An 8,510-nucleotide genomic window follows, 5' to 3' on the forward strand; every position below is an offset into this window, starting at 1 on the left:
TTCGCGAGCAAGCTCGCTCCCACTTGGCGCTTGTGCCAATGCGCTGCGCGGTGTACTCAACGGCATCAAATCACGTAAAACCCGTGTGTTGCGTCACGTCCCAGCTGCTCCACCAGGCCGAATTCCCAGTCCAGATACGCCTGCATGGCTTCGCGCGGTGCGTCGGTGCCTTCGTACGGGCGGCGGTAGCGATCGATGCGTGGCGAGGCCAGTCGGCTTTCGCCGTGCTCCAGCGGCAGGCCGGCCTTGATCCAGCTGGCGGTGCCGCCTTCGAGCAGAAACACCGGCTTGTCGGTCAACGCTTCGAGGTCGGCCACGGCAAAGCGCGCCAGACGGCTGCTGCCGCAGGTCAGAACATAACGGTCAGCTGCCGGCAGCTTGCCCAGCGCCTGCTTCAGGTCGGCACGCAAGGTCCACCAGGCACCGGGGATATGCTGTTTGACGTAGTTGGCGCTGGCGGTGAAATCCAGCACCGCCACGTTTACCTGTTTCTGCCATTGAGTAAGGGTCTCGACGCTGATCGCCTCGACCTGCGGCGGCGGCGTCGGGAAGGGCGCGTCCCAGTCGCCCTGTTCGCTGAAATCCGCTGCCTCCAGGCCATCAATCACCGACACGTCCCAGCCCAACTGCGCCAGCCAGGACGCCGACATGTTGGCGCGTACGCCGTCGTCGTCCAGCAGAGCGATTCGCGCACCGCGTACGCTGGCGAAATGATCGGTTTCCTGCACCAGTTGCCCGCCCGGTGTGGGGCGCGCGCCGGGCAGGTGGCCTTTGGCAAACTCTTCCGGGGTACGTACATCGAACAGGTAAGTGGTGCGTGACGCATCGGCTTGCCAGCGTTGCAGATCAGCACGGCTGGCACGTTTGACGCTGGCGCGATCGGCCACTTTGCGCGCATCGGCACTGGCGGTTTCGCGGGTCTCTTCACTGACTGCCGCAAAACGCCGGTTCTGGCCATGGTCCAGCGTCTGGCCGGCCAGCAGCCAGCCAATCGTGCCATTGCGCAGTGCGTTGATCGGATTGGGCAGGCCCGCGTTGACCAGCGACTGGGTGCCGATGATGCTGCGCGTGCGACCCGCACAATTGACGATGATTCGAGTAGTGGGATCCGGTGCCAGCTCACGTGCCCGCAGCACCAGTTCGGCGCCCGGTACGCTGATGCCGCCTGGAATGCTCATGGTCTGGTATTCGTCATAGCGCCGGGCATCGAGCACCACCACGTCGGCATTGCTGTCGAGCAGGCGCTTGACCTCTTCTGCGGCCAGCGACGGGGTGGCGCGGTGATGCTCCACCAGCTCGCCAAACGCCTTGCTCGGCACATTCACGTCGATGAACAGCTCGCCGCCAGCCGCGCGCCAGCCCTGGAGGCCGCCGTCGAGCAGTTTCACGTCGCTGTAGCCCAGTGCCTGCAGGCGCTGCAGGGCGATCTGCGCCAGACCTTCGCCATCGTCGTACAGGGTCACGGCCGTGTCGCGTCGCGGGATGCGGGAGAAAACCTCCAGCTCCAGCTTCGACAACGGAATGTTCATGGCAAACAGCGGATGAGCCTGGGCAAAGGGAGCCTCTTCGCGGACATCTACCAAGGCCAGCTCCTGGCGGTCCAGCAAGGCCTGGCGAATGTCGGCGAATGATCGGGTGGCAGGTGTAGTCATGGGGTCGGGCTCCCTGTTGGCTGATCCTGATGGGCGGTGGTGGCGGCGTTCGAATAGCCGGAGATGAACAGTTTTTCGCTGCCGTCGAGGTCATAGACTGCACGCTTCACAGTGCCGATATCGGCGCCGTAAACGTGGATGCTGATCGACACCTGATCATTGAAGGCGTTGCTGACCTGATGGACATCATTGCTGTGCGGTGCCAGCGCCTCGACCTGGCCGGGTTGCAGGCGAATCGCCGGGCCGCTGGTTTCCAGGTGCCCTTGCGCGTTGCGAAGGTAGCCTTGGGAATCTTCCGCGCCGCGCAGCATGCCGATCAGCCCCCACACGCGGTGGTCGTGAATAGGTGTGCGTTGGCCAGGCCCCCAGACGAAACTGACTACCGAAAAACGCTGCTGTGGATCGGCATGCAGCAGAAATTGCTGATAGCGGTTGGCGTCGGGTACGGTGAATTCTTCTGCCAGCCAGTCATCGTGGCTGACCAGTTGCGCCAGCAGCTTGCCGCCACGTCGCAACAGATCGCCTTCGTGCGGTTCGCTGCCGATCAGTTCGGTGAGGGCATCGATAAAGGCCCCGAGTCGTTCCGGGTGTTGGTTCTGAGTCATGTCCATTTCCAGATCAAAGTCGGGGAATGGTTCGATATAAGCATAATACTGATATTTAATATGCTATTTTTTAATGATTAGGTTATAACGAAAACGTCTTTTACTTCGTTGTCGTAATCCGCGAAATCTACGCTCGGGCTATCCATGAGCGCCTGCTGATACTATGCTTTTTGCCTATGTTTAATCTCTTTTTTATGTGCGGTCCGAATGAAAATTGATGATATCGATGCGTTCGTTGCAGTCATCCGCTGCCAGTCGATCAGCCACGCCGCTGAATCGCTGGACCTGACCCAGCCCGCCATCACGCGTCGGGTGCAGAATTTCGAGCAAGCCCTCGGGGTCGAGCTGTTCGACCGCAATACCAAGCCGCTCAAGCCGACTCCGATGGGTCTTCAGGTGTACCAGAAGTGCCTGGCGATCCTGCGCGAGATGGATTCGTTGCGCGAGCTGGTGGCCAGTGACACGCCGCCCAGCGGTCTGTTGCGTCTGGGCGTGCCGCAAACCATCGGTGACGTGGTGCTGCTCGATGCGCTCAAGCAATTGCGTGGGGAGTTTCCGGATCTGCGCGCCCAGGTCAGCACCGGTTGGGGCAGCCACCTGATCGGCAAGATCGAAAACGGCGAGCTGGATGCAGCGGCTGCGCTGTTTCCGGCGGGCAAGATATTTCCGGACAACATCATTGGTCAGTCGATTGGCAAGATGGAACTGGTGGTGGTCTGCGCCAAGGGTCTGGTGCCGAAAAAGCCCGGCAAGCTGGCGGACTGTTATGAGCAGGGCTGGGTGCTTAATCCGGACGGCTGCGGTTTTCGTGCAGGCTTGCAGCGCACGCTGACCGATCAGGGCTTGAGCATGAAGGTCAATCTGGAAACTTTCGGCACCGAGCTGCAACTCGGGCTGGTGGCCGATGGCATGGGGCTTGGCCTGGTGCCCAGGCCGTTGCTGGAACGCAGCGCGCACCGCGAGCAGTTGGTGGCGCTGCCGCTCAAGGATTTCAAGCCGGTGATGGACTTGTGGCTGTTCTACCCGCGCTTCCTGGGTAACCTGCAAGCGCCGGTGGAAGCCTTTGGCGCACTGGTGGCCCGGTCGCTCAAGCCGGTCTCGGCCGCCGCCTGAACACCGCATTGCGGGCAGGCGATCTGGCGTTGGGCGTCAGACCGGCCCGCAGGGTATGGGTTGAATCAGGCGACCTGTTCGCGAGCCTGCTGTTCACGTTGCGCCACCAATGCGCGGGTCAGCGGGATCAGCTTCTTGCCGTAGTCGATGGCATCTTCCAGTGGATCGAAGCCGCGAATCAGGAAAGTGGTAATCCCCAGATCGTAGTAATCCAGCAGCGCTTCAGCGACCTGTTCCGGGGTGCCAACCAGCGAGGTCGAGTTGCCCTGGGCGCCGAGCAGGCCGGCGATGCCTGTCCACAGGCGCTTGTCCAGGCGCGATCCTTGTGCAGCAGCGGCCAGCAGGCGGCGTGATCCTTCATTCGGCGGTTCGCGACGTACAAAGCCGTTGCGGTCTGCGAGGGCCTTGGCCTTTTCCAGAATACTGTCGGCACGTGCCCAGGCCTGTTCCTCGGTCTCTGCCAGAATCGGACGCAATGACAGGCTGAAACGAATGGTCCGCCCATGTCTGGCGGCTTCGGCGCGGACCTGTTTCACCACGTCACGCACCTGCTCGTATGTCTCGCCCCACAATGCATAAACATCGGCGTGTTTACCCGCCACAGCAATCGCCGCCGCCGAGGAACCACCGAAGTACAGAGGGATATGTGGCTGCTGTGGGGATTTGACCAACGAGTGCGCACCCTCAAGCTGGTAGTAGGTGCCGTTATGATCGAACGGCTTGTCGCTGGTCCATTCCTGACGCACCACGCTGAGGTATTCGTCGCTGCGTGCGTATCGATCGTCCTTGCCGATATGGCTGCCGTCGGCGCGCAGTTCCTTGTCGTCACCGCCGGTGATGATATGCACGGCAGTGCGGCCGCCATTGAACACGTCCAGCGTCGCGAACTGCCGTGCCGCCACCGTGGGCGCGATGAAGCCCGGGCGATGGGCGACCAGAAACTTCAGTCTGGTGGTGACGCTGGCGGCATGCGCTGCGACCAGCGTGCTGTCCGGGCTGTTGGAGTGGTAGGCGATCAGCGCGCGATCAAAACCGGCATCTTCATGAGCCTTGGCCACGGTCTTCACGTAGTCGGGCTGGATGGCCGCGCCGCTGCGCGGGTGAATTTCAGAACCGGGTTGCGTGGCGATATAGCCAATGAATTCGATGCTCATGAAAACTCCTGCCAATGGTTGAGGTCCGTTCGACCTTGTCGAGAGGCACCATAAAGGCAAGGGGCAGACGCTGTGAAATTCGATTTCGGTCTAAGTTAATTATAAAAAATATGCATTATATGTATTTATGGTGATCAAATATTTTAACTATTAGCTTAGGTCTAAATCGAATTTCACGCAGCGTTCTTATGCTAATAGCATGGCCCTCATAATGTATCGGGTGCGTCCTGCCCGGTTTGTCCAGGAAGGATGTGCCCATGTCTGACACAACGCTGAACCTCGCAGAACCCGGTTTTCTGGTGGTCAACAAACCCGAACAAAGCCGCGTCTCGCAATCGGTTCGCCCGCGCTGGCAAGTGCCGGATTTTGTCTTGCGTCTGCTCAGCCCGCTGGTGCTGTTGCTGCTCTGGGAACTGGCCTCACAAACCGGCCTGCTGCCCGTCCGCGTGATTGCCGCGCCGTCGCAGATCGGCGGTACGCTCTGGTCGATGATCGTCTCGGGTGAACTGGCCCACCACTTGTGGGTTTCGTTGCAACGGGCGCTGTTGGGCTTGAGCATTGGCGTCAGCATCGGCGTGGTCGCTGCGCTGGTGACCGGGCTTTCCCGGCGCGGCGAAATCGTTCTCGACTCGCCCATGCAGATGTTGCGCACCATTCCCTCACTGGCACTGGTGCCACTGTTCATCCTCTGGTTCGGCATTGGCGAGTTCACCAAAGTGGCGCTGATCGTCATGGGCACCACGTTTCCGGTGTACCTGAACCTGTTTTCCGGCATCCGCAATATCGACCCGAAACTCATTGAGGCTGCCAATACGCTCGGCTTGAGCCGCCGCGAGCTGATCTGGCACGTCATCCTGCCCGGCTCGTTGCCTGCGTTTTTTGTCGGGCTGCGCTATTCACTGGGTATTTCATGGCTGGCCCTGGTCTTTGTCGAGCAAATCAACACCACCGCTGGCATCGGTTATCTGGCCAGTGATGCACGGGACTTCATGCGCACTGATGTAATCGTTATCTGCCTGTTGATCTACAGCGTCCTTGGCCTGGTGATCGACGCCATCATTCGCACGCTGGAGCGCTATGCGCTGGCTTGGCGACCGACCTTCGTGAGGCATTGAACACATGGCGACTCCTGATCTGCGCAACACTCCATCCGTTGTGCCCGAGGCGGGGCAGGCGCCTGTACAACTGCGCAACGTGGTGCGTCAGTTTGGCCGGCAACGGGTCATCGACGGGCTGAATCTGGACATTGCTCCAGGCGAATTTGTCGCCTTGCTTGGCGCCAGTGGCTCCGGCAAGACCACCTTGCTGCGCACTCTGGCCGGGCTGGACGAGATCGACAGCGGCGAGCTCCGTGTGCCGGTCGCGCGTGCGGCGGTGTTTCAGGAGCCGCGCCTGATGCCGTGGAAAAGCGCGTGGAAAAACGTGGTTCTCGGCCTGCGCATCAACGATGCCAGGGCTCGGGCCGAAGCGGCGTTGACCGAGGTTGGCCTGGCGCATCGGCTGAATGCCTTTCCGGCCACCTTGTCCGGTGGCGAAGCGCAGCGTGTGGCGCTGGCGCGTGGGCTAGTCCGTGAGCCAAAACTGTTGCTGCTCGACGAGCCTTTTGCCGCACTCGATGCCTTGACGCGCATTCGCATGCACCAACTGATCATCGACCTGTGGCGCAAACACACCCCGGCGGTGCTGCTGGTGACGCACGATGTCGATGAGGCGATCCTGCTCGCTGACCGGGTCATCGTGCTGGCCGACGGCAAGATTGCCGACGACATCCGCGTCGACCTGCCACGCCAGCGCGACAGCGGGCAGGCCGGGTTTCAGCTGATTCGCAGCCGCTTGCTGGCCTTGCTGGGCGTCAAGGTGCACGCGGCTGCCGACACAGCTCCGCAAGCGCCGGAACAGGACGTGACCCTCAGCGCACTGCGCCGCTTCGCCAATGCTCGTTGATTCGGCGCACGCTGCGTATCATGGTCGTCTGAATTTCCGAAGGGGACGCCCATGTCTGCCGAAAAGCCTGAAGTCATCATCACCTATTGCATTCAATGCCAGTGGCTACTGCGCGCTGCCTGGCTGGCCCAGGAACTGCTGAGCACGTTCAGCGATGATCTGGGTAAAGTCTCGCTGCAGCCAGGCACCGGCGGCGTGTTCCACATAACCTGCGACGGCGTACAACTCTGGGAACGCAAGGCCGATGGCGGCTTTCCCGAAGCCAAAGTGCTCAAGCAGCGGCTGCGGGACCAGATCGACCCGGCCCGCGATCTGGGCCACAACGACCGCCATACTCCGGCAGACCCTCAGTAATACAGGGCAACTGTCACGACATCGCCACGCACATGTCACATTCGGTTAACCGGCATGCTCCACTCTTCTGGAAACCCTGCCGGAGGTCTTCACATGACCAGTGCTCAGCTCGCCACACCCAGCCGCAAACAGCGCGTGCGCACCTTGTGGATTTCCGACGTTCATCTGGGCACACGTGATTGCCAGGCCGAGCACCTCTCCGCGTTTCTCAAGCGCTATCAGGCTGACAAGGTGTACCTGGTCGGCGACATCATCGATGGCTGGAAACTGCGCGGCGGCATGTACTGGCCACAAGCACACACCAACGTGATTCGCCGCTTGCTGACCATGAGCAAGCGCGGCACCGAAGTCATTTACGTCACCGGCAATCACGATGAATTCCTGCGCCGTTACTCCAAGCTGGTGCTGGGTAACATTCAACTGGTCGACGAAGTCGAGCACGTGACGGCCGACGGACGTCGCTTTCTGGTCATTCACGGCGACCAGTTCGACGTGATCACCCGCTACCACCGCTGGCTGGCCTTTCTGGGCGACTCGGCCTATGAATTCACCCTGACCCTCAACCGCTGGCTCAACCACTGGCGCGCCAAATACGGCTATGGCTACTGGTCGCTGTCGGCGTACCTCAAGCACAAGGTCAAGAGTGCGGTGAATTTCATCAGCGATTTTGAAGAAGCCATCGCCCACGAATGCGTGAAGCGCGGGCTGGACGGCGTGGTCTGCGGGCACATCCACCATGCGGAAATTCGTCAGGTGGGTGGCGTGGAATACCTCAACTGCGGGGACTGGGTCGAATCCTGTACCGCCCTGATCGAACACCTGGACGGCAACATCGAACTGTTCCGTCTGGCGGATGCGCATTTGAAGGCGCAACAGGTTGCGGTCGAAGAGCCCGCCAGCGAAACGCTTGCCTGAAGCAGTCTGCCTAGAAAGGCACCTTACCCAGGAGCATGTCGCGGTACATCACAAAGTCGCCGAGCAAGCTGTAAAACGGATGCTTGAACGTGGCCGGACGGTTCTTCTCAAAAAAGAAATGCCCGGCCCACGCGAAGCCGTAACCCGCGACCGGCAACAACCATAACAACCCCCAGCGGCCGCTGCCCACACCAAACGCCAGCAGGAAAATCACCAGAGACGTACCGACAAAATGCAGACGCCGGCTGGTAGCGCTACTGTGCTCGGCAAGATAGAAAGGATAGAACTCGGCAAAGCTCGAAAAACGCCTGATGGTATCCACGGTGCCTGTCCTCGTGTGGGTTCTTGTTGTTATACACAAATTTAGCCGACTGTCGTGCCGATGTGGAGCATTCGAGTCGTGCTCATGTTTACGACTATCGTGCCAGTTCTTCGCGCTCATGCTTACGACTATCGTGCCAATGCTCCGCGTTGGCATGCAGTTCCTGACGCTCCGCGTCACAAATCTACCATGCGAAACACCGTCCTGCCTTGCCCGCAGCCACTGCCGCAAAAGCGCTTTTCAACCGCGATGGCACTGACGACGCAGAGTGCGACTTTAGTGACGGCTGAGCTCTGGCACTGATCCGGCGACCCCCGGATCAGTGACAGGGCGAAGGAACCCGACGAAGTCGGGCCGGAAACGAGATCGGAAGAGCGTCGTGTAGGGAAAGAGTGTAGATCTCGGTGGTCGCCGTATCATTAAAAAAAAAAAACCAGGACGTTCCATAATC

Annotated in this window: 9 protein-coding genes; 5 read left to right on the forward strand and 4 right to left on the reverse strand. The window is 60.4% G+C overall.

All coding sequences use genetic code 11. The annotated features are described in order from the left end of the window. Positions 1-65: 65 nt before the first annotated feature. Together P406_RS11500 and P406_RS11505 are read right to left on the reverse strand one after the other, a co-directional pair. The gene (locus tag P406_RS11500) at positions 66-1,652 is read right to left on the reverse strand and encodes a rhodanese-related sulfurtransferase (RefSeq protein ID WP_046236239.1); all 1,587 of its coding nucleotides are present in this window, start codon (positions 1,650-1,652) and stop codon (positions 66-68) included. Then, the gene (locus P406_RS11505) at positions 1,649-2,257 is read right to left on the reverse strand and encodes a cysteine dioxygenase family protein (protein ID WP_046236240.1); all 609 of its coding nucleotides are present in this window, start codon (positions 2,255-2,257) and stop codon (positions 1,649-1,651) included. The genes P406_RS11500 and P406_RS11505 overlap by 4 nt, the downstream gene beginning before the upstream one ends. A gap of 207 nt (positions 2,258-2,464) precedes the next feature. On the opposite strand from P406_RS11505, the gene P406_RS11510 reads away from it, so the two are divergent. Further along, the gene (locus P406_RS11510) at positions 2,465-3,370 is read left to right on the forward strand and encodes a LysR family transcriptional regulator (RefSeq protein WP_003434494.1); all 906 of its coding nucleotides are present in this window, start codon (positions 2,465-2,467) and stop codon (positions 3,368-3,370) included. Between the two features lie 65 nt (positions 3,371-3,435). Here the strand turns inward: P406_RS11510 and P406_RS11515 are convergent, their stop codons facing one another. Then, positions 3,436-4,524, reverse strand: coding sequence for an LLM class flavin-dependent oxidoreductase (locus tag P406_RS11515; RefSeq protein WP_046236241.1), 1,089 nt, complete (start codon positions 4,522-4,524; stop codon positions 3,436-3,438). 257 nt (positions 4,525-4,781) lie between these two features. Between P406_RS11515 and P406_RS11520 the strand changes: the two genes are divergently transcribed. The 4 genes from P406_RS11520 (at position 4,782) to P406_RS11535 (ending at position 7,737) form a co-directional block, all read left to right on the forward strand. Further along, positions 4,782-5,639, forward strand: a complete 858-nt coding sequence (locus P406_RS11520; RefSeq protein WP_046236242.1) for an ABC transporter permease — start codon at positions 4,782-4,784, stop codon at positions 5,637-5,639. 4 nt (positions 5,640-5,643) lie between these two features. Beyond that, positions 5,644-6,468 (forward strand): ABC transporter ATP-binding protein, encoded by an 825-nt coding sequence (locus tag P406_RS11525; RefSeq protein ID WP_004411121.1) that lies wholly within the window; start codon positions 5,644-5,646, stop codon positions 6,466-6,468. A gap of 51 nt (positions 6,469-6,519) precedes the next feature. Continuing rightward, positions 6,520-6,822, forward strand: a complete 303-nt coding sequence (locus P406_RS11530; RefSeq protein ID WP_046236243.1) for an Rdx family protein — start codon at positions 6,520-6,522, stop codon at positions 6,820-6,822. A gap of 93 nt (positions 6,823-6,915) precedes the next feature. After that, positions 6,916-7,737, forward strand: a complete 822-nt coding sequence (locus tag P406_RS11535; protein ID WP_003342638.1) for a UDP-2,3-diacylglucosamine diphosphatase — start codon at positions 6,916-6,918, stop codon at positions 7,735-7,737. Between the two features lie 10 nt (positions 7,738-7,747). On the opposite strand, the gene P406_RS11540 is transcribed toward P406_RS11535, so the two are convergent. Next, a complete protein-coding gene (locus tag P406_RS11540) occupies positions 7,748-8,059 on the reverse strand; it encodes an Mpo1-like protein (protein WP_003393857.1) in 312 nt (103 codons plus the stop codon). Positions 8,060-8,510: the final 451 nt, after the last annotated feature.

The organism is Pseudomonas syringae pv. coryli str. NCPPB 4273 (assembly GCF_000972175.1).
Taxonomy (GTDB): domain Bacteria; phylum Pseudomonadota; class Gammaproteobacteria; order Pseudomonadales; family Pseudomonadaceae; genus Aquipseudomonas; species Aquipseudomonas syringae.

What these genes read in the sequence shown, in the direction of transcription:
- P406_RS11500 (WP_046236239.1), bottom strand. Translation starts at nt 1,652, where the DNA reads ATGACTACACCTGCCACCCGATCATTCGCCGACATTCGCCAGGCCTTG.
- P406_RS11505 (WP_046236240.1), bottom strand. Translation starts at nt 2,257, where the DNA reads ATGACTCAGAACCAACACCCGGAACGACTCGGGGCCTTTATCGATGCC.
- P406_RS11510 (WP_003434494.1), top strand. Translation starts at nt 2,465, where the DNA reads ATGAAAATTGATGATATCGATGCGTTCGTTGCAGTCATCCGCTGCCAG.
- P406_RS11515 (WP_046236241.1), bottom strand. Translation starts at nt 4,524, where the DNA reads ATGAGCATCGAATTCATTGGCTATATCGCCACGCAACCCGGTTCTGAA.
- P406_RS11520 (WP_046236242.1), top strand. Translation starts at nt 4,782, where the DNA reads ATGTCTGACACAACGCTGAACCTCGCAGAACCCGGTTTTCTGGTGGTC.
- P406_RS11525 (WP_004411121.1), top strand. Translation starts at nt 5,644, where the DNA reads ATGGCGACTCCTGATCTGCGCAACACTCCATCCGTTGTGCCCGAGGCG.
- P406_RS11530 (WP_046236243.1), top strand. Translation starts at nt 6,520, where the DNA reads ATGTCTGCCGAAAAGCCTGAAGTCATCATCACCTATTGCATTCAATGC.
- P406_RS11535 (WP_003342638.1), top strand. Translation starts at nt 6,916, where the DNA reads ATGACCAGTGCTCAGCTCGCCACACCCAGCCGCAAACAGCGCGTGCGC.